21 protein-coding genes and 4 pseudogenes are annotated in these 26,097 nt (G+C 52.4%); 6 read left to right on the top strand and 19 right to left on the bottom strand.

Annotation, left to right across the window (positions count from 1 at the left end; translation table 11 throughout):
- The 3 genes and pseudogenes from MWU63_RS17165 to MWU63_RS17155 form a co-directional block, all read left to right on the top strand.
- Nucleotides 1-146 (top strand): annotated as a pseudogene (locus MWU63_RS17165) (amino acid ABC transporter ATP-binding protein); the annotation flags it as partial.
- 36 nt (nt 147-182) lie between these two features.
- Nucleotides 183-950: an asparaginase gene (locus MWU63_RS17160; protein WP_213888740.1), complete on the top strand. Its 768-nt coding sequence runs from the start codon at nt 183-185 to the stop codon at nt 948-950.
- The gene (locus MWU63_RS17155; protein ID WP_213888741.1) at nt 856-1,191 is read left to right on the top strand and encodes an asparaginase; all 336 of its coding nucleotides are present in this window, start codon (nt 856-858) and stop codon (nt 1,189-1,191) included. Before MWU63_RS17160 ends, MWU63_RS17155 begins: the two co-directional genes overlap by 95 nt.
- 168 nt (nt 1,192-1,359) lie before the next feature.
- On the opposite strand, the gene MWU63_RS17150 is transcribed toward MWU63_RS17155, so the two are convergent.
- Nucleotides 1,360-2,691, bottom strand: coding sequence for a uroporphyrinogen decarboxylase family protein (locus MWU63_RS17150; protein ID WP_213888742.1), 1,332 nt, complete (start codon nt 2,689-2,691; stop codon nt 1,360-1,362).
- Nucleotides 2,692-2,784: 93 nt separating this feature from the next.
- Here MWU63_RS17150 and MWU63_RS17145 point away from each other — a divergent pair, with 93 nt between their 5' ends.
- Nucleotides 2,785-3,690, top strand: a complete 906-nt coding sequence (locus MWU63_RS17145; protein WP_247078960.1) for a LysR substrate-binding domain-containing protein — start codon at nt 2,785-2,787, stop codon at nt 3,688-3,690.
- Between the two features lie 165 nt (nt 3,691-3,855).
- Here MWU63_RS17145 and MWU63_RS17140 read toward each other — a convergent pair whose 3' ends face one another.
- From MWU63_RS17140 to MWU63_RS17125, 4 genes are all read right to left on the bottom strand, one after another.
- Nucleotides 3,856-5,340 (bottom strand): 1-acyl-sn-glycerol-3-phosphate acyltransferase, encoded by a 1,485-nt coding sequence (locus tag MWU63_RS17140; protein ID WP_247078958.1) that lies wholly within the window; start codon nt 5,338-5,340, stop codon nt 3,856-3,858.
- Nucleotides 5,340-6,755 (bottom strand): hypothetical protein, encoded by a 1,416-nt coding sequence (locus tag MWU63_RS17135; RefSeq protein WP_213888745.1) that lies wholly within the window; start codon nt 6,753-6,755, stop codon nt 5,340-5,342. Before MWU63_RS17135 ends, MWU63_RS17140 begins: the two co-directional genes overlap by 1 nt.
- 521 nt (nt 6,756-7,276) lie before the next feature.
- Entirely contained in the window at nt 7,277-9,517 is a 2,241-nt protein-coding gene (locus MWU63_RS17130) for a molybdopterin cofactor-binding domain-containing protein (RefSeq protein WP_213889076.1), read from the bottom strand.
- Between the two features lie 4 nt (nt 9,518-9,521).
- Nucleotides 9,522-9,980, bottom strand: a complete 459-nt coding sequence (locus MWU63_RS17125) for a (2Fe-2S)-binding protein (RefSeq protein WP_213888746.1) — start codon at nt 9,978-9,980, stop codon at nt 9,522-9,524.
- Nucleotides 9,981-10,216: 236 nt separating this feature from the next.
- On the opposite strand from MWU63_RS17125, the gene MWU63_RS17120 reads away from it, so the two are divergent.
- On the top strand, nt 10,217-10,465 hold the full coding sequence (locus MWU63_RS17120; protein ID WP_247078956.1) for a hypothetical protein: 249 nt from the start codon (nt 10,217-10,219) through the stop codon (nt 10,463-10,465).
- On the opposite strand, the pseudogene MWU63_RS17115 reads toward MWU63_RS17120, so the two are convergent.
- The 14 genes and pseudogenes from MWU63_RS17115 to MWU63_RS17050 form a co-directional block, all read right to left on the bottom strand.
- Nucleotides 10,428-10,656 (bottom strand): annotated as a pseudogene (locus tag MWU63_RS17115) (DksA/TraR family C4-type zinc finger protein). The gene MWU63_RS17120 and the pseudogene MWU63_RS17115 sit on opposite strands and share 38 nt — an antisense overlap.
- Nucleotides 10,657-10,948: 292 nt before the next feature.
- Nucleotides 10,949-12,268, bottom strand: coding sequence for a xylose isomerase (gene xylA, locus MWU63_RS17110; protein WP_213888747.1), 1,320 nt, complete (start codon nt 12,266-12,268; stop codon nt 10,949-10,951).
- Nucleotides 12,265-13,716, bottom strand: a complete 1,452-nt coding sequence (gene xylB / locus MWU63_RS17105) for a xylulokinase (protein ID WP_213888748.1) — start codon at nt 13,714-13,716, stop codon at nt 12,265-12,267. The genes xylA and xylB overlap by 4 nt, the downstream gene beginning before the upstream one ends.
- Nucleotides 13,717-13,726: 10 nt before the next feature.
- Nucleotides 13,727-14,863: a Gfo/Idh/MocA family oxidoreductase gene (locus MWU63_RS17100; protein ID WP_246531681.1), complete on the bottom strand. Its 1,137-nt coding sequence runs from the start codon at nt 14,861-14,863 to the stop codon at nt 13,727-13,729.
- A gap of 79 nt (nt 14,864-14,942) precedes the next feature.
- On the bottom strand, nt 14,943-15,998 hold the full coding sequence (locus MWU63_RS17095) for a sugar phosphate isomerase/epimerase (RefSeq protein ID WP_213888749.1): 1,056 nt from the start codon (nt 15,996-15,998) through the stop codon (nt 14,943-14,945).
- Nucleotides 15,999-16,029: 31 nt separating this feature from the next.
- Nucleotides 16,030-17,088 carry a LacI family DNA-binding transcriptional regulator gene (locus MWU63_RS17090; protein ID WP_213888750.1) on the bottom strand — a complete coding sequence of 353 codons (1,059 nt, stop codon included), beginning with the start codon at nt 17,086-17,088 and terminating at the stop codon, nt 16,030-16,032.
- A 13-nt stretch (nt 17,089-17,101) separates the two neighbouring features.
- On the bottom strand, nt 17,102-18,730 hold the full coding sequence (locus MWU63_RS17085) for a dihydroxyacetone kinase subunit DhaK (RefSeq protein WP_213888751.1): 1,629 nt from the start codon (nt 18,728-18,730) through the stop codon (nt 17,102-17,104).
- 12 nt (nt 18,731-18,742) lie between these two features.
- The gene (locus tag MWU63_RS17080; protein ID WP_247078954.1) at nt 18,743-19,738 is read right to left on the bottom strand and encodes an ABC transporter ATP-binding protein; all 996 of its coding nucleotides are present in this window, start codon (nt 19,736-19,738) and stop codon (nt 18,743-18,745) included.
- Nucleotides 19,731-20,828, bottom strand: coding sequence for an ABC transporter ATP-binding protein (locus tag MWU63_RS17075; protein WP_213888753.1), 1,098 nt, complete (start codon nt 20,826-20,828; stop codon nt 19,731-19,733). Before MWU63_RS17075 ends, MWU63_RS17080 begins: the two co-directional genes overlap by 8 nt.
- Nucleotides 20,829-20,831: 3 nt before the next feature.
- Nucleotides 20,832-21,020, bottom strand: coding sequence for a hypothetical protein (locus MWU63_RS17070; RefSeq protein WP_213888754.1), 189 nt, complete (start codon nt 21,018-21,020; stop codon nt 20,832-20,834).
- The gene (locus tag MWU63_RS17065; protein WP_213888755.1) at nt 21,017-21,955 is read right to left on the bottom strand and encodes a carbohydrate ABC transporter permease; all 939 of its coding nucleotides are present in this window, start codon (nt 21,953-21,955) and stop codon (nt 21,017-21,019) included. Before MWU63_RS17065 ends, MWU63_RS17070 begins: the two co-directional genes overlap by 4 nt.
- Nucleotides 21,952-22,899 (bottom strand): sugar ABC transporter permease, encoded by a 948-nt coding sequence (locus MWU63_RS17060; RefSeq protein WP_213888756.1) that lies wholly within the window; start codon nt 22,897-22,899, stop codon nt 21,952-21,954. The genes MWU63_RS17065 and MWU63_RS17060 overlap by 4 nt, the downstream gene beginning before the upstream one ends.
- Before the next feature lie 100 nt (nt 22,900-22,999).
- Nucleotides 23,000-24,319 carry an extracellular solute-binding protein gene (locus tag MWU63_RS17055; RefSeq protein WP_213888757.1) on the bottom strand — a complete coding sequence of 440 codons (1,320 nt, stop codon included), beginning with the start codon at nt 24,317-24,319 and terminating at the stop codon, nt 23,000-23,002.
- Between the two features lie 627 nt (nt 24,320-24,946).
- Nucleotides 24,947-25,330: pseudogene (locus MWU63_RS17050) on the bottom strand (ATP-binding cassette domain-containing protein); the annotation flags it as partial.
- Between the two features lie 150 nt (nt 25,331-25,480).
- On the opposite strand from MWU63_RS17050, the pseudogene MWU63_RS17045 reads away from it, so the two are divergent.
- Nucleotides 25,481-26,045: pseudogene (locus tag MWU63_RS17045) on the top strand (glyceraldehyde 3-phosphate dehydrogenase NAD-binding domain-containing protein); the annotation flags it as partial.
- Between the last annotated feature and the right edge of the window lie 52 nt (nt 26,046-26,097).

Below are 26,097 nucleotides of genomic sequence, written 5' to 3'. Positions count from 1 at the left end.
CCCATGAAATGGGCTTCGCGCGGACCATCGCCGATCAGGTGATATTTATGGATGAGGGCGACATCGTCGAGCAAAGTGGCCCGATCGAGTTTTTCGACAATCCGCAACACGAGCGCACCAAAATGTTCCTCAGTCAGATTCTTTGACCAAAATCCCCTTTACTCCAGTGACCGAGATGCGACATGTCCTTTGAATTATTTGTCGAAGTCACACGAAATAAAACCGTCGAAAGCCGTCATTTCGGCGCGGCGGTCGTATGCGATCACAAAGGCAACCTGCTGGAAAGCTGGGGGGAACCAGAGCAGCTTGTTTTCCCGCGCTCTGCTATGAAACCAATGCTGGCGATCGATCTGATCGAATGCGGCGCCTGTGACAGGTTTGGGCTGAGTGACGCCGAACTGACCCTGGCTTGCGCATCACACCAGGGCGAGCCGATGCACCAAAACCTGGTCGAAGCCTGGCTGCACCGTCTGGGGCTTGGCAATGATGACCTGGCTTGTGGCAGTGTGCTGCCCGACGATATCGAAAGCGCCAACCATGTTCTGGCCTCGGGCCAGCATGGCCGCCGTTCGCATCACAATTGCTCGGGCAAACACGCGGGCTTTCTGACCAATGCGCTGCATCTCGGACTACCAACCGCCGACTATCATCTGATCGGGCACCCTCTGCAACAGCGCGCCTTAGATATTCTCTCTGACCTCGCAGAGATAGACTTGAGAAAATTTCCCGTGGGAATCGACGGCTGCGGCTTTCCGGCGATCACGATGCCCTTGGCAAGGCTGGAGCATGCCATCGCCCGGTTCAGCAATCCTGCCTATCTGAGTGCGGAGCGAACCAGTGCAATTTTTCGGTTGCATGCCGGTTATCGCCCAAAACCCGCTCCATGCGGCGGGCCATGGCACAATCGTCAGCGCCTTGATTGCTGCAACCAAGGGCGTGGTCCTGGCTAAAACCGGTGCCGAAGGCATACTCGTCGCAGCCCTGCCCGCGCAGGGGCTTGGCATTGCACTGAAGATAGCGGACGGCAACGCACGACCTCGCGGGGCCGCGTTGCTGGCAATTCTCGACCACCTTGGTATCCTGTCGGACGCTGAGAAAAGCCAACTTGGAGAACACATAGCACCCTCGGTCGAAAACTCTCTTAGGGCGACTGTAGGGGAAATAAAACCTGCACCGACATGGTTAAAATAACCAGCTATGAGAACTGAGGGCAGGTTGATAAGAAAACCTGTATGTGCTGCAAACGGCACGATTGTCCCGCACAGAAGCCGTTGATCACGCAGCGATCAACTGGATTGAGCCCGAAGTACCCGGTTTCGGCGGCAAATCCAATGTCCGCTCTGCGATCAGGTCGCGTTCTCAATAGCGCCCTTCATTCAGCGCTGTTTGGACTATTACTTCGATCAGCTCCATGCTGGATTCTGAGCTGACATCTTCAAAATAAATCGTACCCGGCCAAGGTGGATTTGTGATGCTGTACCCGTTGTCACGTATCGTACGCGCGACGGTTTTCACTGCGTCGACATCACAGCGGGTAACTGAGCGCAGATCAGCCTTTGCTGCATCCATATCGGCCACACTATTGCGGTCAATTTGTGATGAACCCACACCCGCAAAAAGCGGCACGTTCCATTCAATCGCCTTGTCGCGGTAGTAGTCAACAGGCACTCTGTCATCGTGCAGGCGCTGTACATAGTGGCGGCAGACAGAATGTTTGGCCTCAGTCAATTCATCCAGTGTCACCGCTGGGTTCGTTGCTGCAGAGGTGCCGCCTTTTCGTGCGTTGCATCGGTTTTTCTGCTGCGCCTGAGTCACGTAGTCGCCACGATAGTTGGCGTCATACACACGATCACCCCAGGGCTCGTTCTTTGCAAGATACCTGATCGCGTCTATAGAAATATCACGGCAATTCCTTGGCCCGACAAAGAAGGGCGACCCCGACGCATCCGACAATTCGATCCAGCCGTTGGGAAATTTGGATATGAAGTCGTTGATCCATGGGCGATGGACAGTATCGGCCAGATGCCTCAGTAAATCTTTTGCGAACTCAGGTTCGCGCACCAGTGCGGCCAGAAGCGGCTCTTGCCCGAACGTATCCGCAGCCAAACTGTAAGGCGCTGACAGGTGAAGTACCGGCTCCAGGCCAGTCAAGCTGACGTAAACTCGGATCATTTCTTCGATTATGGCTGGTATACCCTTGGTAAAGTCGGGTGTTCGCGGCTGCTGCCAGTTTTCCCGGTTGAGCAACGTCAAATCAGGATCCGACCCCGGAGGAAATTTGTCAGGATACATGGTCTGCTGGCCCATGGCCTCGGCTGTGAAAGCGTAAACCGGCCAACTCAGGTACAGCTTATTCATCCCCAATAAACGCCGAGTCATCAGTGTTGTACGCACATACCGTTCGGGATTACCTTTGTAGAATTCAGATGAGTCATATCCAAACAGATCATGCATGATGGTCAACGTCATCAAGTTGATAGACCCACCGATATGAATCGCATCTGTTGGTCCATTCCACGCGAAATCACTGTCGAACTTGCCTTCGACAGTATCCAAAAACACCTGCTTCAATTCATCCATGCGGGTTGCGTCAGCATCCTGCCAAGCCTGAAGCATGCGAATGCCATTAGGAAATTCCAGAACATCAGCCGAAGTGACATCCAATGTGTTCTGTGCTGTATGTTTCATCATCAGGATTCCGTTAGTCATATCATTAATACATTATAAAATAATACTACCGGCCATAAAGATGGAATAAAAACATAACTATTATATAATAAATATATGTATAAACGCAAAAGCATCCAGTCGGTCCTGAAAGCTCTTTATGTCTTTGAAGCTGTAGCACGCGAGCAAAGCTTTACCAGAGCAGCACATCATCTTGGCATGCCGCAGCCTTCTGTCAGCCGTTTTATCGCCAATCTGGAAAGCTTCATTGGAACGCCTTTAATTCATCGCCGACACAATCGGATCGAAATGACTCCGGCGGGTGACGAGCTCGTTAAGGCGACTGAGCTAGGATTGGGACATATCCGCGCTGTTGTGGAAACGCTAATGCGCGGGCAGACAATAGACCGCCTGTCCATCGTCTGCACACACGGGTTTGCCCATATGTGGGTACTTCCACGTATGGAACCGCTTAGGGCGCTGCTGCCGGGTTGGGATATCCGGCTGAATACGTCAGACCAACCACAGGATGCTGATTTCGACGATGCAGATATCGTCATCCGCTTCGGATCAGGCGACTGGGCCGGTATGCATGCGTCCTTGCTTTTTGAAGAAGAGGTCTTTCCGGTCTGCGCACCTGCTTTGCTGAGCGCGAACCGGCTGCAGCAAGAGATGGTTCAGCCCGGTGATTTGTCTGCGCTGCCTTTAATAGCACAAGATTTTGGTGAATTTGGCTGGGTAAGTTGGTCAGATCTGTTTCGTGCTTTTGGGATCAAATGCGAACAATTGCCCGAAATCCATCCTGTGCCAAGCTATCACTTCATCCTTCAGGCGGCGACGGAAGGTAAAGGTGTCGCTCTGGCCTGGGCGCACCTGACCGAACCATATTTATCTAATGGATGGTTAGTAGAACTGCCCAACATGCGGCTGAGCACGGGTAAAGCATATTATGCCACTTTTGCGACGGACCACCCGCAGAAGGAAGCCATCACGCGATGGCTGACAGCATGTCGAATGCCCTAATTTTCTTTGCGTTAATACGATTGACGTGAACTTTGAACGGAAGTCTGTGCAACACTCGAAAATACAAAGAAAATAACTTTTTCTTGGTGGAATTCATTGGCAAAAAAGAGCAATCTGCGTGTTGTCGTGATCCGAACGCTGAAGGCCAGAAGATCGTTAGCCGTCTCAGGTTGGTGTTTCCGGCTCTGATACGGTTAGAATACTATATAGCGGGGCGGTGGCTTTATTCTCCTCACTCAAGTCTTCGAAATAGTGGGCTATGGTGCGGGCGAAATAGGCCAATAGGGCTTTCTTGTCCGGGTTACGGTACAAGTGTCCCTCGTCCTGGATAAGAACTTCACGCGACAGAAGAACATCCAATCCTTTCCGGTAGGTTGTTTCGCCATCCAGTTCGTCTATCGCCATCGGCACGTTACGTTGGCGCAATCTTTCGAGCAAGCGCAAGACACCCTGTTTGATTTCCGTTTTTTGGAGGATGTCGCTGCCGGATTCATGGATTACCGTCGCGACCAGCGAAACCGGCAAGACCGGGATGATATCGCTGATGCGTCCGATAATCGATTCCGCTATTGGTGCAACGATTGCCTTGCGTTGTTCATCATCAAGGGCCTCGACCGATCCGCCGTGTTCAGCTAGCCAGTCCCTCGCTGAAAGCGCAGGGCCAAAGCTAACGGCCGCTTGTCCATAGCGACGACGGCTTATGCGCAGCAGGCGAGCGCTCACTCCGAAGGAATGCCAAATCGTGCTTTTAAGTGCGTAAAATTTCGACTTCCTGGCAAAGCCGTGATCCTGATGAGCAAGCAAGGTCAGGTCCTCGGGAACCCTGTCATAGTTGAAAGCCACGGGAATGAAGACAATATCGCGCGTACCGCCTTTTCCGAGACCCGCAAGAATATAGCGCATCAGCCCCAGCTTGACGGGCTGGATAGCACCATCCCGGCTTAACCCGCCTTCCAGAAAGATCCCCTGAGGCATATGTGCCCCGATCATCATATGGATGTAGCGGGCGAGTACCTTTTTGTAGAGGCGACTTTGGGCTTCGCGGCGGATGATATACGACCCGCTCATATGCATGATCCGGTTTACCGGCCACACTGCGGCCCATTCTCCCGCCGCGAAAGATACCATACTGGTGCGCGACGCCAGATAGCTCAGAACCGCGACATCCATGTTCGACCGGTGGTTGCCCACCAGAACGATACTGGCGTCCTCTGGAATGTCCGTATAGGCGCCCGGTGGCGGTTGTTGTGCGATTTGAATATCATACATCGACCGCAGGTACCGGCGCGCGAGCCAGTAGCCGACGTGAAAATAAAAGAGTGCAAAAAAGGACGGCATCATTTCGTCTACATAGGTTCGCGCTTCCTTTTCTGCGGCGTCACGCCCCCTTGTATCGGCAGCAAGATCAATAGCGGCCTGCACTTCCGCGTCGTTGAAAAGCCGTTCCATCAAAACACGACGCGGAACCTGCAAAACCGCGGGTAAGGGGCGGATGAGCGTAGTATTCAGGCGTGCCTTGAGATCCCGTTCCCGCCGATTCAAGACGCGGCGGATAATCGGGTCGAAAATGAATGCTTTTGCCCCCAACGCAGCCAATACGAGCGTGGGTACTGCTGCCCACAAGGGCAGTGTGATCGGGTATCCGAGCACTACCGGGTCTCCCGCACTGCAATCTCATCGAAAATTTCCTGCAGCCGATCCAGCGGGCGTGTGTCATGACCCAAACGCAAAGGAACGGTGAAATGACCGCATGGCCATACAAACCGATTTTCCGGGGGCAATCGCCACTTTTCCTGCAGCTTTTGACCAGAGGAAAAATGTGTGACCCGGTCATGTCGACCCAGAACGCTGACAATCCTACTTGGTGGCACTACGGGCGCACCAGATGGATCAAGTTTAGCCAGCCATTCCTTCTGCATGTCCCGGCGCCATCCCAAAGCCCCCAAAGGTTCGTGTAGCCCCCAGATATCGGACAGATCGCTGTCCGTTGCCACGTCACCCACATGTTCGCAATGGGTCATCAAGAACAAAGCATCCGGTTGCAGGTGTTTGGGCCAGTTGCGGGCCCTTATTGATGTCATCTGGGCTGATTGTGCGCCTAGGCTGCTACCGCCGAAGGCGACAGGCCCCGTGCTGGTGCGCCGCGACCAATCCATGAGCACAGCCCATTCGCGATGCTGGGCTGTAAAGTAGTCAAATTCGCCCTTTGGTGCCCTGGACAGGAAAGGCTCACCCCCATAGTACCCCTCAGGTACCCGGCGTCCGTGCCACGGGCCTTCGGGCCGTATCACGCGGATGCCCCAGCGTGGCAAGTTAGCAATCGGGTCAACCAGGTTGCGCCAATGGTCGAACTCGACACATATCCCATGACCAAAGATCAGGGTGGGTGGGTTTTCGATACCGACAGGTTCATGCACCCGGGCATAGACGTCATCACCCATATGTGCCGCCGGAGAGGCAAAGCGGATCCAGCTATCCCGCCCCGAAGCGGTCGCAATGCTGCGAGATCTCTCCACCTTCGGCATCATTACAGGTGGGGCGAACAACTGCTCAAACTTTTCTCCGCTGACACCATAAACCGCCTCAAACTCTTGCGGGGTGACGAAACTCGGAAACACCGTCGTTGCCAGCCAATGACGCAGATAGGTGAAATGCCGCCGGGTTACATTGTAGCGGCTGCGTGCATGAAGGCGTGCTTCTTCAAGCGAGATAAGATGTTTTTCCGGAACATCACCGGACCCGAAAAAATTCTCCTGCCAAAAAAGCTCGACACTGTTGATATTGGCACGTTCGCGCTCAAAAATCCTCAAAGCCCGGCGCAGTTTAGCCTTGTATCTGATTTCACGTGTGAGCGGAGCAGCGGCAGCGAACTCATCAACCTCTCCATTCGCTGCCCTGGCGGCCGCCCAAAGCCGCGAAAACGGGAAGAACAGCCGTTTGAGACCTTGCAATATTAACCAGTCCAGCCAGCGGCGCGCCAGAATTTCGCCAATGGGCGAAGCCATGATACGTTGCGCGGCATTAATCTCGCGCCGTGGGATGTGACGCCCTGACGATGTGCTCAAATCGAAACCACTATCTCTTAGTCCTTGGAAATTCATATACTTGCATAAACCATTGTCGGTGCATGTCCAGATGCGCCGAACCCTCCCGATCCGGCAAAGGCAAACAAACCCGCAGGCGTGTTCAGATTGTTCGTGCTCTTTCCACTGCGGTTTAAGCGACCGAAAACAATACGGGATGATATGGAAAAGAAGCAGAAATTGAAGTCAGGTTGTTAGACCCCATCTAATGCGCCTGATACCCTATATGACGTCTCGGCCCTCCTTTTCCCCTTATTAGCGACGCCAAACAGTGCAGGCTGGGCACCAGTCTGAACAACCACGGGGGCGGAAAAATGAGCTGGATAAAGTGAAAGGCTTTCTGTCAATGATTAGATTCTGACGAAACTGCGATTTGCATCATGAAACCGATATTCAATCATTCAAACCGTTGGTCTTTAGTTCAAGTCACTCAGATGTGGCACTCCAATAGGCAGGCGCGCCACATCGGATGGAGCGTCCGCTGAAAATTCAAATGTCTCCGCTCAAACGAAATCAACAAATTTATTAAATGGCATCTCACGGAGGCGCTGTCCGGTGGCGTCAAAGATCGCAGCCGCAAGCGCCGGAGCCGCAGGTGGAACCGGGGGCTCACCGATGCCACGCACCTTGTCGCCGTTTTCCAGCCCTCTTACAAAAATCTCCGGGCATTGGTACATGCGCATCCCTTCTGCATCCCAAAAGTTCGCCTGTTCCGCCATGCCATCGGTATAGGTGATTTCGCAGTTCATCGCGTGGCCTAAGCCGAAAACGACGCCGCCCTGTACAAGATTCTCGAAATTCACCGGGTCAACGATCTGGCCCACGTCTGCGGCCACCCACACTTTGTCGATGCGGATCCCATCGTCGGTGTTCGTGACTTCAACCACCTCGGCCACGGGTGTGCCGAAGCTTTCGACAAACGAAACACCGCGGCCCTTGTTTGCTGCTAGCTTACCACCCCACGAAGACATCTCGGCCACGGCCTCGAGCACCCTGCGCGAGGTGTCATGACCCATCAACCGGATGCGTTCTTCCATTGGATCTGCACCCGCTGCTTGGATTAGTTCGTCGAGAAAGCTGTCGAAGAAAAAACCGTTAGCTGAAGCGCCGACCGAACGCCAGGACGACACCGGTGCAAGTTCTGGCACCCGATAGGCACGCATGCGGTAGTTCGGCAAGTTGTAAGGATTGTTCCAGGAACCGGCGGCGATCTGAGAATCCGGTCCGGGAATGGAAAGGCCAGCCCGCCCCATTTGCGATGAGATCACTGATGGCATCGCAACCTGCAGATCGATCGCCTCAACCTTACCATCGACAACCGCACCCGTACCTTGAGCCATACCAATATGACGCGGGAAGTCGTGGGCAAAATCCTCTTCCCGGCTATAGGTCAGCTTGACGGGTGTGCCGCGCATCTGGGTGGCGATTTCGGCGGCTTGCTTCAAATGTTCAAATTCCAGCCTGTGGCCAAAACTACCGCCGATAAATTGATTGTGGAACTTCACTTGTTCTGCTTCATGCTCGGTAATACTGGCGACGATCTGCTGCAGCATGCGAGGTAACTGATGACCGCTCCAGATCTCGACCGCATCATCCGTTACAAGTATTGTGGCATTGAGCGGCTCGAGCGGAGCGTGTGCCACATATGGTGCCCGGTATTCAGCGGAAACCACCTCGCCTTTTGCAATCGCTTGTTCGGCATCGCCGTCGTCGCGCCATTTGGAATCGAGGTTTTCTTCGGAGAAAGACTTCGAAATTGTTTCCCAATGTGCATCCTGTTCGGCGGGATAAGGTGCTGAATCCCAGTCGAATGTGATTGCTTCTGCCGCCTGAATCGCGCGCCAGGTATTATTGGCGATAACCGCGACACCATTGGTGATCGGAACAATTTTCCGCACTCCGCGCATGTCTTCAACTTCCGAGGCGTCGTAGCTGCGAAGAGTGCCCCCTTGGCGAGGATTCATCTTAACAGCGGCATGGACCATGCCCTCGATCCTGAGGTCGATCCCGTAGTCCATGGTGCCGGTTGATTTGGCGACTATGTCAAGCCGCTGCATCGGCTTGCCGATCAATCGCCACTGATCAGGTGCGCGCAATTCAACATCTGTGACCGGTTCGATCCCGGCTGCAGTTGCGGCCAGTTCGGTGTATTTCAGCTCTGAGCCGTCTGGCAGCTGGACGGCACCATTAGCCGTCTTGAGTTGAGTGACCGGAACGCCGGATTGCTGAGATGCCGCCAGTTTCAGTGTTTCGCGCGCAACAGCACCCGCACGGCGCAACTTGTTAAAGCTGTCCGGTATCGTCGTCGAGCCACCCGTGCCCTGCATGCCCAAGAGTTTCAGCACCCCGCCCATTGCGCTGCGCATCGACTCTGCGGCAAAGCTTTCGTCCGTTGACATGAAAGGCACAGCTTCATCGGCCATTGCTGTGTTCCAATAGGCCTTGTCCGGTTCGCCAAAATTTACGTCAAACTGACCGAATTCAATATCCAGTTCCTCGGCTATCAGCGCGGCCTGGGACGACACCACACCCTGCCCCTTGTCGGCATGTGGTGTGATTAGAGTGACTCTTTCCCTGTCGATCAGAACCCATGGGTTAAAGGAGGCGGTGCCTTCCGCAAGCCCGTCTTCAAGCGGATTTGGATAGGGCGTTCGAATTTTGTAGATTCCGAAGGCAACACCACCAGCTATTGTGGCGGATCCGATCAGGAAGCTGCGGCGCGCGATTTTTCCAATACGGCTCATGACTTCAGGCTCCGTTGATTTTTGCTGCGGCGGATTTGATTGCGGTTCGGATGCGCGGATAGGTACCACAACGGCAGAGGTTCCCAGACATAGCATCATCAATATCGGCATCCGTAGGATCGGGAACATTAGTCAAAAGGTCGGCGGCTTGCATAATCTGTCCGGACTGACAATAGCCGCACTGGGCGACCTGATGTTCAACCCAGGCCGCCTGAATGGCATGCAACGCCTCAGGCGTACCCAAACCCTCAATCGTCGTAACCTCACCGTCCACATCCGCTGCCGGAACCTGACAGGAACGCACCGCGACACCGTCGATATGCACTGTGCAGGCACCGCAGGCGGCAACACCGCAACCGTACTTTGGGCCGGTGATCCCCAAATCGTCTCTGAGAACCCACAGAAGCGGCATGTCGCCTTCGACATCTACCTCATGTGTCTTTCCGTTTACGGTCAGTCTCATTCGCGCTTCTCCAGCCAAGATTCGTAGCACCGATGGAACCTTGCCTCAGAAACCCTTGGTTGCATACTTGCAAACTGTGCCAAACCTATAACCCATTCCGCCAAAGCCGCATTATCGGGTGGCATGGCTTACGAAATATCTGTTTCTTCGATGCCAAGTTGCTGCGAAAGGCGCGTCAGGATGAAAGACACGCGTCAGAAAACCCGGCGGCGAAACCCACCCAGACGCTTTGTTCAATGCTGAAGATCAGCGAGGAACGTGTACTGCGCCGCGTGCGACTGTTGCCTGACCTTCCGGATCAAGACAGCAAGGGTGCTAAAGCAAAAGAGTTCTTTTTCCTGTGGAACGCCGCAAATGCCGAGGCAAAGCGCCCTGATCTGTCGCTTTTCCTGGCGAGAAGATTTGCCCAAACCCCCTATGCGCCCGCGATACTTGCGTTACCGGACATCACTTCAGCTGACTGTCCTTGCTGCCCCTCCGGTTGATCCCTCCACGAGCCTCATAGACACCGTCCCGCTCCTTCTGGCAGTCGATGCATAGCTTTACACCGGGGATCGCAGTTCGGCGGGCTTCTGGGATCGGCTCATCGCACTCAGCGCAATTTGGTCAAACTCTCACCGATAGGAGACCTACGCGCCTGCATGCGCGCCAGTTCATCCTTAATCGAGCTTTCAATCTGTTCGTTTACAGCACCGTCTCGCGCCTAGCCACCAGCCATCTGTCAACTCCTTCTAGGCAGTAAATATATCGGATGATTAAATGCATGAAAATAGGGTTTTGGGCTTCATTCCGTCGTTTGCTACAGCCAGAACCGACGTTCGGCTATTGCCGGAAGCGAAAGCCAAGCGTGCATGGTTATGTGTTCTTCAAGCTCAGCACTTGCTTTCGGGACGTGCAGGTCCAGATATTTACAAATTGTCTGATCGCGTGGCCCGAATAGGAATTGGATCAGTCAGCTTGCAGTTTCTTCAAACATACCGGTTAACGTAGTTTTCCAGAATTTCCTGCTTTCCTGAAACTGGTTCGGGGTTCAGGTCTTTTTTCTCGACATGGTCTACCAATTCCTCCAAATCGCAATCCCCTGACAGGATTTTCTGGGCAAAAGGGTCCGACCATCCGGCATAGCGTTCTTTCAATGCTGTCTCTAATCCTCCATCCTCAAGCATCGCTACTGCCGATTTCAGCGCACGCGCGCAGACATCCATGGCGCCGACATGTGCGGCCAAAAGATCAACAGGATCAAGTGATTGACGCCGCAACTTTGCATCGAAATTTGTTCCGCCGGTGGTAAATCCACCCGCTCGCAGGATTTGATAGTACGCGAGTGCCACTTCGGGTGTGTTATTCGGGAACTGGTCCGTGTCCCAGCCTGACTGGTAGTCATTGCGGTTCATGTCTATCGAACCAAAAATACCAAGAGCATTGGCCGTTGCAATTTCATGCTCAAACGAATGCCCAGCCAATATGGCATGGCCCTGTTCGATGTTGAGTTTAATTTCATTTTCCAGTCCATGGCGTTTCAGAAACCCATAAACAGTTGCGACATCATAGTCATACTGGTGTTTCGTTGGTTCCTGTGGTTTTGGCTCGACCAATATTGCGCCTTTGAAACCTATCTTGTGCTTGTAATCCACGACCATGTTCAGCATCCGGCCCATTTGCTGATCCTCACGCGCCAAATCAGTATTCAACAGGGTTTCGTATCCTTCGCGCCCTCCCCAAAGCACGTAATTTTCCCCACCCAGTTTGTGCGTTGCATCCATGCAGGTTTTTATTGTGGCTGCAGCGTAGGCAAAAACATCTGGGTCCGGATTAGTCGAAGCACCCGACATAAAACGGCGGTGCGAAAACAGATTGGCCGTCCCCCACAGAAGCTTCACTCCTGTCTGTTCCATTCTCTCGGCAAATATCTCGGTCATGATTTCAAGATTTGCAGTGTTTTCTGCAAAGCTGGAACCTTCGGGGCGTACATCCGCATCGTGAAAACAGAAATAGGGCACACCAAGCGTGGTGAACATTTCGAATGCGATGTCGGCCTTCAGCTTCGCTGCGGCCATCTCATCGCTCATACGGTCAGGAAACCACGGACGATCAAAAGTTTGCCCACCGAAGGGGTCTCCACCGGGCCATGCGAAAGAATGCCAATAGGCACAAGCGAAGCGCAAATGGTCTTCCATCCGCTTTCCACGCAGATTTTCGTTCCGGTCATAGTGACGGAAGGCAAGCGGATTGGTGCTTGCGAAACCTTCAAACGCAATGGCGTTGGTTGGAAAAAATCTGGTACTCATGGCAAGTCCTTAATGGCTTCATATGTTTGTTTGTATGCGCGGTAGGAGACGTCGTAGGCATCTGTCAAAACCCTATCCGGCTTTATTTCCACCTCAATCGCAGCAGGGACCATAACCTCTTGCGGAGAAAGCCCGCCTGCCCCAATCATGGCAAGCCGCGCAGCCCCCATTGAAGCACCAAAATCGCCCTTGGCCGGAAGATGTAGGGTTATCCCCAGCGTGTTTGCCAAGGTCTGAACCCAAAAAGCAGATTTGGACCCACCCCCAATAACAAGAGCGGACCCAAGACTTGTGCCGGTCGAATGCAAGGCTTCAAGGCAATCACGAAGCGCAAAACTGACACCTTCCATAACAGCCTGTACCAATGCGGCCTGATCACTACCGCGCGAAAGGCCCAGGAAGGCACCTCCGGTATTGGCGTCGTTATGTGGTGTCCGCTCACCCGACAGATAAGGCAAAAACCGGACAGCGCCCGGCCCAAAGGGTTTATCCGGTAGTAAATCAGCCAGTTCTTCCGGGCTATGCCCAAGATTGTCGGCCAGCCAATTCAGGCTGTCTGTTGCCGACAGGATCACGCCCATCTGGTACCATTTCATTGGCATGGCATGGCAAAAGGTATGTACAGCCGTAGAAGGATCAGGAGCATAGCGGTCCTTGGCGGCTAGGATTACGCCGGATGTCCCAAGCGAAACAAAGCCTTGCCCTTCCTCAAACGCCCCGACACCACAGGCTGCTGCGGCATTATCTGCAGCACCTGCCACCACAGAGACATCAGTCGACAGGCCGATTTGCTGCGCCCGCTCAACGCTTAGCTGACCAACCACATCGGATCCCTCAACAACATCAGGTAGCTGATCCCGCCGCATGCCGGAGCCATTGATCAAGATTTCAGACCATGCCCTTTCCTCGACATTTAACCAACTGGTCCCTGACGCATCCGACATTTCACTGCTCATTTCGCCTGTGAGCCAGAAAACAAGATAATCTTTTGGTAACAGCACCTTACTGACAAGTGCATAGTTTTCAGGCTCGTTCCGCGCCATCCACAACAGTTTGGGGGCAGTAAAGCCCGGAAAAACAATATTGCCGGACAATTCGCGAAACCCAGGTGTTTCATCAAGCTCTGCCGCTTCTTTCGCCGCGCGGGTATCGTTCCAAAGGATACAGGGGCGAATAACCTTGCCTGAGTGATCAAGCATCGTTGCACCGTGCATATGCCCCGCGACTCCTATGCCTTTTAAGGCGCGGTACTCTGCGGGAAAGCCGGTGGCGAGTTTAGACAGCACGCCCAAGCAAGCACCGACCCATACGGCGGGGTCTTGTTCAGCCCAACCCGATTTCGGAGATTGGACGTCATATGACTTCGTAGCATCACCAACGACGGTTCCGTCTTCTGAAACCAGCAGTCCGCGAAGCCCAGAGGTGCCAAGATCCAACCCCAGATACATCTACATTCCTCTACTTTAACATGACCCAGGCAGCGTTTCGCGCCGAGGATCTGACACATGCATCAACGAATTGAACACCTTTCAGCCCATCATGGACGGTTGGATAGGTGACATCCTGAGGTGTTGTCCGGTTGTTGCGTTTGGCAATGATTGCCGCTGCGGCTTCAGAGTAAATATTTGCAAATCCTTCCAGATATCCTTCGGGATGCCCGGGTGGAACTCGGCTCATTCTTGCGGCAGCTTCACCTGCGCCAGCCCCATTTCGGGTGATCAGACGCTTGGGTTCACCGAAGGGTGTGTGCCAAAGATAATTTGGATCTTCCTGTACCCATTCAAGACCTCCCTTTTCGCCATAAACCCGCAAGCGCAGCGCGTTTTCGTTTCCTGGCGCAACTTGGCTGCACCAAAGCATTCCCCGCGCGCCGCCCTCGAACCGCAACATGACATGAGCATTGTCATCTATCTGCCGTCCCGGAACAAAGGCTTGGATGTCAGCCGCCAGACTTTCCAGCTCCAGCCCCGTAACAAAGCAAGCAAGATTGAATGCATGGGTGCCAATGTCGCCGGTCGAACCACCCGCACCAGACCTTGCCGGGTCGGTCCGCCACTCCGCCTGTTTGAAATCCTGATGTATAGTCAACCAATCCTGCGGATACTCCGCCTGCACGACCCGAATTTTGCCCAGCGCCCCGCCCGCAACCATTTCCTTGGCTTGACGAACCATGGGATAACCGGTGTAATTGTGGGTAAGCACAAACAACGCGTCAGACGCCTCTGCGATCTTCACAAGCTTTCTGGCATCAGCAAGTGTCGAGGTCAGCGGCTTGTCACAAATCACATGAATGCCGCGTTTCAGAAACTCGCGGGCTGCAGCATAGTGAACGTGGTTCGGGGTAACGATAGCGACCGCCTCAATCCCGTTTTTCAAGCGAGCCTCACGAATGGCCATTCGCTTGAAATCTTCGTAAATGCGGTCTGCAGGCAAACCCAGTGCCTCACCCGATGCGCGTGACTTTTCCGCGGATGATGAAAGCGCCCCGGCCACCAATTCGAATTTGCCGTCAATGCGCGCAGCAATTCGGTGCACCGCACCTATAAAGGCGTCATTTCCACCTCCGACCATACCGAGGCGAATTGCATGTTTCATATCAAATCTCCATCAAAGTATTTCAGCGCCCGATCGTGGACAAAAGCAGACGGCAGCAAAGGAACAAAATCCGTTCGCATCAATCCAGCCCCAGCATTTTTCGGTTTGCAGCTGTATCGGCACCTGTCTCTGCAAAATCATCAAATGCACGTTCCGTTACGCGGATAATGTAATCACGAACAAAGTCGGCACCTTCTCGGGCACCGTCTTCCGGATGTTTCAATGCACATTCCCATTCCACCACGGCCCAGCCATCAAAATCATTTGCCGCCATCTTTGAAAAGACCGCCCCGAAATCAACTTGCCCGTCGCCCAGAGACCGGAACCGTCCTGCGCGATCTACCCAGCTTTGGTATCCACCGTAAACGCCCTGCCGTCCGGTCGGGTTAAACTCTGCATCTTTGACGTGGAACATCTTGATGCGATCGCGGTAAATGTCGATATTGTCCAAATAATCAAGGCATTGCAGCACATAGTGCGACGGATCGTAAAGCATGTTGCAACGAGCATGATTATTCACTCGCTCCAGAAACATTTCAAATGTAACACCATCATGCAGGTCTTCGCCGGGGTGAATTTCGTAACAAATATTCACACCACATGCTTCTGCATGGTCCAGAATAGGGAGCCAGCGCGCCGCCAGTTCATCAAACGCGGTTTCAATTAAACCTGCAGGTCGCTGCGGCCATGGATAAACATAAGGCCAGGCCAAAGCACCCGAGAAAGAAACATGTTCGCCAATCCCCATGTTCTTTGACGCGCTCAAAGCCATCTTGACTTGCTCAACAGCCCATTCCTGACGCGCCTTGGGATTGCCGTGCACCGACGGATCTGCAAATCCGTCAAATGCAGTATCATACGCGGGGTGTACCGCTACAAGTTGCCCTTGCAGATGGGTTGAAAGCTCCGTGACTTCGACGCCATTTTCACGCGCTTTGCCTTTAAACTCATCACAGTAATCTTTGGACGATGCAGCCTTGTCCAGATCAATCAGCCGGGCATCCCAACTGGGAACTTGAACGCCAAGGTAACCGCAATTCGCCGCCCACTTCGTAATGGAATCCCAAGAGTTGAAAGGCGCGTCATCCCCGACAAACTGCGCTAAAAACAACGCCGGTCCCTTGATCGTTTTCATCTTATTCTCCCATTATAAATAATTCCGTCCCTCATTCAGGGGGCATGTTTTCCTTCAGGTAAATATCAATTCGGATTCGTTCCTGCGCCGGGTTGAACGGAGCATCATCCGCAGTCGCCCGCAAAAGCCGTACAGCGCTACGCACCAGGTGCCCGGTATCCTGCGAAATTATTACGTCGAATATCCCCGTCTCCAAGGCTGCGCGGGATAGTGGTGTTAACTCATGCCCAACAACGACAATTTCTTGATCAAGGGCATTTTCGCGAAGAAACTGTATAAGCCCGTCATTCCCTGCCGCTGAAGAGTAAATCCCGCGAATATCAGGATGTTTCGCAAACAAAGGGGGTAACAACTTTAATAGTAGATCTGCATCATCGCGTCCTTCAAGCGATGGCAATATCTTAAATTCAGGGAACTCACTGGCCATGACTTCGTCAAAACCATGACGCCGCTCCAGATGATCACGCGCCAATCTTGAGCCAGTTATTACAAGAATCTTACCGTGATTTCCCGGCACGAACCGACCCATCAACTGGGCTGCGGTCTTACCTGCCGAGACGTTGTCTATACCAACAAAATGGTCACGCGACGAACTTGGCAAATCTGATACCAGCGAGACAACTGCGATTCCCTTTTCCTTTACGTGGTGAAGGGCATCACGAACCGACGGTGTCTCTGGCCCGAAGACGGCGATGCCGTCAATTTTTGCCGGATCAATACTTTCGACAATTCGGACGAGTTCCTGCGGATCAAAGGCGGGTACCTTGACGATGCTAAGCCGGGTTCGATCAGTCTGCAAATTCTCTGACTGCGCTGCAATCTGAGCTTCAAGAGCTGCGACAAACTCATTTTGGGTCGCTGGCAATACAAACAGAAGGTTGTAAATGCGCCGACGCGCCAAGTTGGCAGCCGCAGTGTCACGGACATAGCTGAGATCTCGGATAGCTTTGTTCACGCGTTCGATCGTAACAGACCGCACACCAGGGCGCGCGTTCAGGACGCGATCGACGGTTGCAAGACTGACCCCTGCAACGCGGGCAACATCGTTGACCGTTGGTTTGCCGGTTTTTTCTGGCACGAGCTTTGTCAAAGAAACCTCTAATTCAACCTATTTCACGCGCAAGGCCTTCGAAGACACGTGCGATGGCTTCAGCACCCGGATCGTTGTACCCGATCAGGTTTTCTTCAGGGACATAAGCGGCCCGGCCGGCCTTGGCAGTTCCTATTTTTGCTGTCAAATCAGCACCTTCTCGCGCTGCCAGGGCAGCGCTCTTAATGCCCTCAGATAATGCAGCAAGCGCCGGGTCCAACGCATCAATCATGGTTCGATCTCCTTTAACAGCTCCGCCAACTTGGCTGACACGCGCAAGCCCAGCACTCAACGCTTCTGATATTGTCAGACCGCTTGCACATGCATCGCCAGCTGCGCCAAAATAGATTGCAAGAATTACGCCAGACGACCCGCCCATGGTCTGACTCAATTCATTACCAAGCGCTGGGAAAAGTTGGGTCAGATCTGCCAAGGGCATTTGGTCCATAGCACCCTTCAAAGCACGGGCTGCACTGGCCAGCGTGCTGCCTGTATCTCCGTCTCCAGACTTGGCATCAAGTTCATTCAAGGATCGTTCGGACTCAATTAGAAGGTCGCAGATCGCCTCTATCGTTGAGCGCGTGTCGGCGTTCTCTGACGGAATTGGACGGATTGGGCTCAGGCCATCTGGCAACGCGGCACTTTTCACACGCGCAATCGCCCGCATCTGCGGCCATGCTGCGAGTGCAACAGGCTCTTGCATTGCCGTGACCCATTCATCCTTGGCAGGCAACACTGAAACTGAAAACCCATGCATGTCCAGCGATGTCATCAGCTGGGCGGGTCCTATTATAAACTTGAAATCTTCTGAACGTTCAGCCGTTGCAAGTTCATAAGAAAGGACGGACATTTCCAAGGGCATGGTAGAGCCCAGGTTATTAAGAAGTACGATGTGCGGACCGGGCTGCAAATGCCCACTAAGCTTGTCCAGTACGGTTACCATCGCCGATTTTGCAGTGTCAAAGGCAACTTGCTCAACTCCTGCCTCGCCATGAATACCAAGACCGAGTTCTGCCATACCTCGTTTAATCCGGTTTTCCTTTTCGGAGCCCGGAATGGTGCAGGTATCGAGCGACATGCCAATCGAACGAACTGCAGAAATCACAGCACTGGCCTTTTCTTTGACCTTGGCCAGAGGTTCGCCCGCTTCTGCAGCGGCACCTGCGATTTTGTGGACAAACAACGTACCTGCGACGCCCCGTGCCTGTGGCAAGTCAGGTAAGGCGATATCATCGTCGACCACAACCATTTCCACATTTCGACCCAAAGCACGTGCGCGCTCTGCCGCCAGACCGAAGTTCAGGCGATCACCCGTGTAATTTTTGACAATCAGCAAACATCCTGCTTCGCCCGTTACGGCAAGAATGCCGGCAAGGACAGCCTCCACTGACGGTGAGGCAAAAACATCGCCACACACTGCTGCTGTTAGCATGCCCTGCCCCACAAAACCGATATGTGCCGGTTCATGGCCGGACCCGCCACCAGAAATCAGGGCGACTTTGGACTTATCCAAATCCGACCGATAGACAACCTTGATGTGCGGGTATCCGTCCAAACGCGTAAGTGCACCGCCAGACGCTGCCAGTATCCCATCGATTGCTTCTGTTACCAAGCTGTCTTTTGAGTTCACAAACTGTACCATCCAGTCGCCTCCCTAGTAAATTCGCGATCCATCCGCTTTAAAAAATAGCGGGTTTTTCGGTTCGATATTGATCGTTGTACCAGCGGGGTAATCCTGACCCGCCGCCGCAATAGTCGTAATGGCGTGGCCTTCCAGCATCAGGTGCAATCTGGTCTGATCACCCAGATGTTCCACCCGCTGAATCTGCGCTGGCTTGCCTTGCCCCTGCAGAATGTTCTCCGGGCGAAGGCCAATCGTATGTTCACCGTTTCGCGTGGTATCAAACAGATTTGCCGGCAAGATATTTATTCGCGGGAGGCCAAGGCGGCTCGCGACATATATGCTCTTTGGATCTTCGTAAATTTCACGCGGAGTTCCAAACTGCACGAGTTTGCCTTCGTGCAGTACGCCGACATGGGTCGCCATTGTCATGGCTTCAATTTGATCGTGAGTGACATAAAGTATCGTCGCGCCGAGGCTTGCCTGTATACGCTTCAATTCCACACGCAAATCGTTCCGCAACTTCGCATCCAAAGAGCTTAGCGGCTCGTCCATCAGGTAAATGGAAGGTTCCCGAACCAGCGCGCGACCAATGGATACCCGCTGCATTTCGCCACCCGAAAGCTCCGTCGCTTTGTTGTCGAGCTTGTGCGATATCTGCAGAATCTCGGCCACTTCAGCCACTTGTTGCGCAATGACATCCTCTGGTGTTTTCAAGATCGGGGAGCGCAGTGGAAACTCCAGATTTTCCCGGACACTCATATGTGGATAAAGCGAATACTGCTGAAACACCATGGCCACATCCCTCTGCGCTGGTGTCTCATTGTTCACTGTGCGTCCGCCGATTTCGATACTGCCGGAACTAAGTTTCTCCAACCCTGAAATCAAACGCAAGGTCGTGGTTTTTCCAGCACCCGTTGGTCCGAGCAAGACCACAAACGCCCCATCGGGAATGGTCATCGACACATCATCGATTGCCTTGTTGGCACCAAATGTCTTGCAGATATTTCTGAGAACAACTTCAGCCATACGCAACCACTCCTTTGTTAAGTTCGGAGGCAAGGGCATTGCCCGAGTCAGCGTCGAACAAAGTGATCGTTTCAGGTTTGAAATCTAACCCGATCATTTCACCGACACGCACTGATTGGTGGGAGTCTACGCGCGCTTTTAGGGTTCCGCTCTCGCTCTCAAGCGTTATGATCTGGGTGGTCCCCAGATATTCCGATGCGAGTACCTTTGCACGCAATGCGCCCTGATCTGAAAGCTTTACGTGTTCAGGTCGAACCCCAAAGACAAGGTTACCCTTTGCGTTTTGGTGTAACTTCGGGACGGCGTAGGAAGAACCATTCATTGATACCTGCGCGGCACCTTGATGAGCCGCACCGTTGAAATGCAGAAAATTCATTGATGGTGAGCCGATAAAATCAGCCACAAACATGGTTGCGGGCTTGTCGTAAATTTCTTGTGGAGTACCGAACTGCTCGACAACTGCGTTGTTCATGACAACAATTTTGTCACCCATCTGCATTGCCTCAAGCTGATCATGGGTTACGTAAACCGTGGTCGCGTTCATTCGATCATGCAACGCGCGCAGTTCTTCTGCCATACGCTCGCGAAATTCCGCATCCAGCGCGCCAAGCGGTTCGTCCATCATGAATGCCTTGGGATCGCGCACAATGGCGCGTCCAAGGGCTACGCGTTGACGGTCGCCCCCTGACAAACCACCGACAGGTCGATCAAGAATATCTTCAATTCCAAGAATGCCTGCTACTTCCGCGACCTTGGTCTTTACATCACGCTTCGGCATGCCCTGGCTCACCAAAGGATAACTGATGTTGCGCCGCACATTCATATGTGGGTAAAGCGCGAACATTTGAAAAACAAAGGCGATGTCCCGTTTTGACGGGGGTTGCTGGCTGATCTCTTCACCATCCAGATAAATTTCACCTGAAGTTGGCAGTTCGAGCCCTGCAATCATCCGAAGCGTCGTTGTCTTGCCGCATCCTGATGGGCCAAGCAACATGAAGAACTCCCCATCTTCAATGGTGAATGAGCTTTCCTTGACAGCCGTGAAATCACCGAAGTTCTTGCGCAGGTTCTTTATGACAATCTCCGCCATGGTTTACTCCGGAAAATGGCTGACGATGATGAACATCACCGTGCCAACAAGGGTGACAATGAACGAATAGGTAAAGGCCCACATCACGAAAGGCTGCATCAGCATAAACACCCCGAATACGATAAAAATGGTGGCAACCAATTCCCATGGTCCACGACGCAAACGCATCAAGCCATTAATAAATTTATTCATTTTCGCACAGCTCCGAATGTAATCCCACGCAGCAGGTGCTTGCGAAGAAGGATCGTGAAAATCATGACCGGCAGAAGGAAAATCGTGGCACCCGCAGCGACAGCGGGCCAATCAAGGCCCCCAACGCCAATAATTGTCGGAATGAACGGCGGCGCAGTTTGAGCGGTGCCAGAGGTCAAAAGAACTGCAAAGGCATACTCGTTCCAGGCAAAGATCAGACAAAAGATTGCAGTTGAAGCGATGCCCGTCGCGGCCTGAGGCAGGACGATCTTATAGAACGCCTGAAAGCGGGTGTAGCCATCGATCAACGCTGCCTCTTCATACTCGCGCGGGATTTCGTCGATAAACCCCTTAAGAAGCCAGACGGCCAGAGATATGTTCACTCCTGTATAAAGAAGTATCATACCTAAATGTGTGTCTGACAGTCCCAATTTCCGGTACATCAAGAAGATCGGGATGGCGACGGCAATGGGCGGCATCATCCGTGTTGACAGGATGAAGAACAGCAGATCATCCGCCAAAGGTATTTTGAAGCGTGAAAATGCGTACGCTGCCAGCGTTCCTAGAAATATCGATAAGAAAGTGGAACCAAAGCCGATGATGACAGAGTTCAGGAACCGCTGCCCAAATTTCGAAGGTCCGGCAATCACCATACCGCGGTTACGAACAATTTCTTCCGCAAAGTTCTGTGGCGGCGGAAGGTTTTCCAGAGTTTCCTGACTGACCCGTGTTCGCGTCGTGAAAAGGTTTACGTAGCCTTCAAGCGAGGGTTCAAAATACACTTTTGGTGGATAACTTATGCTATCCGGAGGGGTCTTGAATCCCGTCATCATGATCCAGGCAAGCGGGAGAATTGTTATGATCGCATACAGAATGACCAGAGTTCCGGCGAACCATTTCTGTCGCTTAGTGGGTTCAGTAACAGAGTAGGTCATCGTTCTTTAACCTTGTTCAAAGCCTTGACGTAGATCGATGCCAGTCCAAAGACGGTCACGAACAGGATGATGGCAAAGGCACTGGAATACCCGGTCCGCCATTTTTCAAACGCCTCGCGCTTAAGATTAATTGATGCAAGTTCAGTGGTTGAACCTGGTCCACCGCCAGTCAGTTGCACGACCAGATCAAACATCTTGAAATTCTCGATCCCGCGAAACAACACCGCGAGCATAAGGAAGGGCATAACCATCGGAATGGTAATCGTGAAAAATTGCCGAAGCTTTGAAGCCCGGTCAACTTCTGCAGCTTCATAGATATAGTCTGGAATACTTCTCAGGCCTGCGAGGCAAATCAACATGACGAAGGGCGTCCACATCCACGTATCCACAATCACTATGGACCATGGCGCCAGATCGACGGATCCCAGCATTTCAAAACTTGATGGATCAGCGCCTGTAAAGAACGCAACAACATAATTGAACAGGCCTATCTGGGGTTGGTACAGGAATGTCCAGAAGTTGCCGACCACTGCTGGCGAAAGCATCATCGGCAGAACTATGATTGTGGTCCAGATGTCATTGCCCTTGAACTTGCGGTTGATCAGCCAAGCCAGCGTAAACCCGATAAGCACCTGAAAAAATATCGTCCAAAATAGGAAATGCGCGGTTGCCTGCATCGACAGCCAAATATCGCCATCTGTCAGAATGCGTTCATAGTTTCGCAGACCGATGTAATCGACAGCCCGGTTTATGCGGTTTGCTTTGAAATTCGTAAAGCTCAGATTGATCGTCCAGATCAGCGGGAAAATATTGATCGCCAGCAATAAGAAAATCGTCGGCCCGACAAATATCCAGGTGATCGCCCGGTCTGAAAGACCCCGAACTTTGCGGGCAAGCCGACGGGGCGTCGCCTTGGCAACGCGATTTATTGTCTTGTCAGACATTCTGGTGCGACCTTGTTATTGTTTTGCAATACGCTGGGCAAATCACAGCACAGCATCAGCAGGAGTGCCAGCAACCAAAGTCGCTGGCACTGTTTTAGATTTACAGCTTTCCTTCGTCCTCAAAAACCTCTGTCCAATCCTGGATCAGAAGATCAAGAGCTTCTTGGGCTGTGCCTTGGTCCGCAACAACGTAGTCATGCATCCGCTTTTGCATAGATAGCAAAAGTTCAGCGTAAACGGGCTCTTGCCAAAAATCCTTAACATCCTGCATTGCAACCAGAAAATCGCCAGCAAAGGGTGCGCTCGCTTCAAAACCAGGATCGTTAAGCACCGAATTATGCGCAGAGTAGCCACCAAGACCCCACCATTTGGCCTGAACTTCGGGCTGGGCGAACCAGGCAATGTATTCGAGAGCAGCATCCTGTTTGTCCGAATAGCTAACAACGGAAATGCCCTGACCACCCAAAGTCGACCCTGCATTGTTTTGTGGTGGATTTACAAAGAAGTCGATCTTATCGCCACCGACTCCTGGATCTGCATAAAGTCCCGGGAAGAACGCAAACCAGTTCATCGCCATAGCGACCTGACCTGATTTAAAGGCATCAAGACTCTCGCCCATATAGGCATTGGTGTATCCGGGCGGTGTGGCGGTTTGATAGAATTCTTTATAAAACTCAAGGGCCTCGACAGCTTCTGGCGAATTAACAGCGCCCTCCATATCATAAGACCCTGGAGTATTCTCGTATTTAAATCCCCATGGGTAAAGCGCACCAGTAACACCCATTGTGATGCCTTCAGAACCGCGTTCGGTAAAGATTGCTGCACCATAAACAGTGTTACCGTCAATTTCGCGTCCTTGGAAAAACTGTGCAATCTCCAGGAGCTCCAACTGAGAGGCGGGCTCTGCAAGCTCGCGCCCCGTCTGTTCCATGAACGCCGCACGGATGTCTTCACGTTCAAACCAATCTTTACGGTAGAACCAGCCATTCGCGTCACCCATAGCAGGAAGCGCATAATAGTTCGGCGTTCCCTTTGGCCATGTTGAATAGGCATAGACGGTTGCATCCGCGAAATCGTCCATGCTGATGCCCGCTGTGTCGAAGAAATCATTCAGCTTCACGTAGTGGCCGTTTTCTGCACCACCTCCGATCCACTGGCTATCCCCGATCAAAAGATCGCAAAGCTGCCCGCCCGAGTTCAGCTCGTTCAACATCCGGTCTGCAAAGTTCGGCCAAGGCACGAACTCAAAACTCATCGAGTGGCCGCTTTCGGCCTCGAATTCTTTACTGAGTTCCACCAATGCGTTTGCCGGGTCCCAAGCAGCCCAACACAGCGTTAGTTCTTCGGCTTGAGCAGTATTGGCAAAGGTTGCAGCAGCAATCGCAATCACACTAGCTGTCGCCAATTTATGACTATTCATTTCGTCCTCCCATCTGTGCGACCCCGCAGTCTTCATTTTCAATTTCGATTCGCGGTACGCACGAGCAAGACTAATTGAGGTACGTACCTCGAGTCTATCAATTTTTGATGGACGTACATCAAAATGGTGGAAATTCAGATTTTTACTGAGACAAATTAATAAGTTAATTTGCATCAATTTTCGTCTGGCTCTTTGGATTGATCTTCGCCTCGTAATACAGACCGCTGCATTTTATGGTAGAAACAGGTTATTGAGTGGAATGTTTTAGCACCTACTACATCCAAGAAAATCGCTGCGTACACGCGCTACAACTCATCTCAAGCGGTTTGCGTATTGCTGTTTTCGAGCAATCGCTAGATCGCATTAACTGATGACAAAGCGGCAATCTTCACGACTGTCGGTGCCTCCTGAGAGCTGCAATCGAAGTCAACGCAACGAAGCCGTACTTCGGCAAGAGTTCCTCGTTCTTTTTGCGGTCAAGGAGCTGGTGATCGCGACGTGGAGAAAAGGGCTGGGTCTCGACAATATTGAAACTCGCCTGACCCTAACACGCCGGTAGCGCCGTACAGTATTATTTCCACTTTTCGCGTGTTATTTTGTGAATAGCTAATAATTCCGAGACGCGGTTTAAACTGAGACAGCATCCATAAACTGCGCCCGAACCGTGCCCTTTTTAGTGCCCGATCCAACCACCCTTCCGCGGCGTAACATGAAGAAAATTCCTGCGTGCTCAAACGTGAAATCGAAATACTGTTCGACGAGTAAAATTGCCATATCAACCCAGCCACCCAGACAGGTGATGACCTTCCCAATCTGCTGAATGATGTTTGGCTGAATTCTTTCAGTTGGTTCGTCCAACAGCAAAAGTTTAGGTTTTATGATTAGAGCGCGGGCAATGGATAGCTGCTGTTGCTGATCGCCCGCGATATCCCCGCCGCGCCGATTTTGCATTTCATTGAGAACTGGAAACAAATCAAAGAATTTATCGGGAACAATATGCTCGGTTTTTGGTGTCTGAGGTCAGCACTCGTGCGACAGAGTTGAGGACTGCGACATAAAAATCGTTGATTCTTGTCTAAAAACATGTTTGTTAGCGCTAACAAAAATACAGTTAACACTGCACTTTACCCAAAAGACAACGAATTATTTCGGGAAGGCAAAATGACTCTGAGGATCGCAATTGACGGATTTGGGCGCATTGGGCGCAGAGTGCTGCGCGCTTTGATTGAAACCGAACTCAGGATGTTGAGGTGGTCGCCATCAACGATTTGGCTTTTCCGAAAACCTCGCCCCTCTGTTTAAATACAACAGCGTTCATGGCCGCCTAAAAGCCAAGGTCAAAGTTAAGGGCAATGTACTTGAAATAGAAGGGTATCCGATTCGCTTGACTGCCATACACAACTCGGCAGGATGTGACATTGCCTATGAGTGCACAGAATTGTTCACGACACGCGAGAAAGCAGCATTGCACCTTCAGAACGGATATGGCCGTGTGTTTATTACTGCACCCGGGACGGATGTGGACCGAACTGTCGTCTTTGGGGTTAATCACACCGATCTGACTGCAAATGACGTGATTGTTTCCAATGCCTCCTGCACGACCAACTGTCTCGCTCCAGTAGCCATGGTTCTCGACGAGGCCTTCGGCATCAAAACAGGATACATGACAACTATCCATTCCTTCACCGGTGACCAGCCGTCGCACGACACCAACCACCGTGACCTCTAACCGATCCGTTAGTCCTGCAAAACAAACACGCCGAAACGAAAAGGTCGAA

Source organism: Pseudohalocynthiibacter sp. F2068, from assembly GCF_023015645.1.
In the GTDB taxonomy this organism is placed as follows: Bacteria; Pseudomonadota; Alphaproteobacteria; order Rhodobacterales; family Rhodobacteraceae; genus Pseudohalocynthiibacter; species Pseudohalocynthiibacter aestuariivivens.
The sequence above is the reverse complement of the archived record's forward strand: the minus strand, read 5'-3'. Positions and strand labels throughout refer to the sequence as shown.

What these genes read in the sequence shown, in the direction of transcription:
- MWU63_RS17130 (WP_213889076.1), bottom strand. Translation starts at nt 9,517, where the DNA reads ATGAGCCGTATTGGAAAAATCGCGCGCCGCAGCTTCCTGATCGGATCC.
- MWU63_RS17095 (WP_213888749.1), bottom strand. Translation starts at nt 15,998, where the DNA reads ATGAAAACGATCAAGGGACCGGCGTTGTTTTTAGCGCAGTTTGTCGGG.
- MWU63_RS17075 (WP_213888753.1), bottom strand. Translation starts at nt 20,828, where the DNA reads ATGGCGGAGATTGTCATAAAGAACCTGCGCAAGAACTTCGGTGATTTC.
- MWU63_RS17120 (WP_247078956.1), top strand. Translation starts at nt 10,217, where the DNA reads ATGCTGAAGATCAGCGAGGAACGTGTACTGCGCCGCGTGCGACTGTTG.
- MWU63_RS17145 (WP_247078960.1), top strand. Translation starts at nt 2,785, where the DNA reads ATGTATAAACGCAAAAGCATCCAGTCGGTCCTGAAAGCTCTTTATGTC.
- MWU63_RS17150 (WP_213888742.1), bottom strand. Translation starts at nt 2,691, where the DNA reads ATGATGAAACATACAGCACAGAACACATTGGATGTCACTTCGGCTGAT.
- MWU63_RS17125 (WP_213888746.1), bottom strand. Translation starts at nt 9,980, where the DNA reads ATGAGACTGACCGTAAACGGAAAGACACATGAGGTAGATGTCGAAGGC.
- MWU63_RS17055 (WP_213888757.1), bottom strand. Translation starts at nt 24,319, where the DNA reads ATGAATAGTCATAAATTGGCGACAGCTAGTGTGATTGCGATTGCTGCT.
- xylA (WP_213888747.1), bottom strand. Translation starts at nt 12,268, where the DNA reads ATGAGTACCAGATTTTTTCCAACCAACGCCATTGCGTTTGAAGGTTTC.
- MWU63_RS17100 (WP_246531681.1), bottom strand. Translation starts at nt 14,863, where the DNA reads ATGAAACATGCAATTCGCCTCGGTATGGTCGGAGGTGGAAATGACGCC.
- MWU63_RS17085 (WP_213888751.1), bottom strand. Translation starts at nt 18,730, where the DNA reads ATGGTACAGTTTGTGAACTCAAAAGACAGCTTGGTAACAGAAGCAATC.
- MWU63_RS17070 (WP_213888754.1), bottom strand. Translation starts at nt 21,020, where the DNA reads ATGAATAAATTTATTAATGGCTTGATGCGTTTGCGTCGTGGACCATGG.
- MWU63_RS17155 (WP_213888741.1), top strand. Translation starts at nt 856, where the DNA reads ATGCCGGTTATCGCCCAAAACCCGCTCCATGCGGCGGGCCATGGCACA.
- MWU63_RS17060 (WP_213888756.1), bottom strand. Translation starts at nt 22,899, where the DNA reads ATGTCTGACAAGACAATAAATCGCGTTGCCAAGGCGACGCCCCGTCGG.
- MWU63_RS17065 (WP_213888755.1), bottom strand. Translation starts at nt 21,955, where the DNA reads ATGACCTACTCTGTTACTGAACCCACTAAGCGACAGAAATGGTTCGCC.
- MWU63_RS17080 (WP_247078954.1), bottom strand. Translation starts at nt 19,738, where the DNA reads ATGGCTGAAGTTGTTCTCAGAAATATCTGCAAGACATTTGGTGCCAAC.
- MWU63_RS17160 (WP_213888740.1), top strand. Translation starts at nt 183, where the DNA reads ATGTCCTTTGAATTATTTGTCGAAGTCACACGAAATAAAACCGTCGAA.
- xylB (WP_213888748.1), bottom strand. Translation starts at nt 13,716, where the DNA reads ATGTATCTGGGGTTGGATCTTGGCACCTCTGGGCTTCGCGGACTGCTG.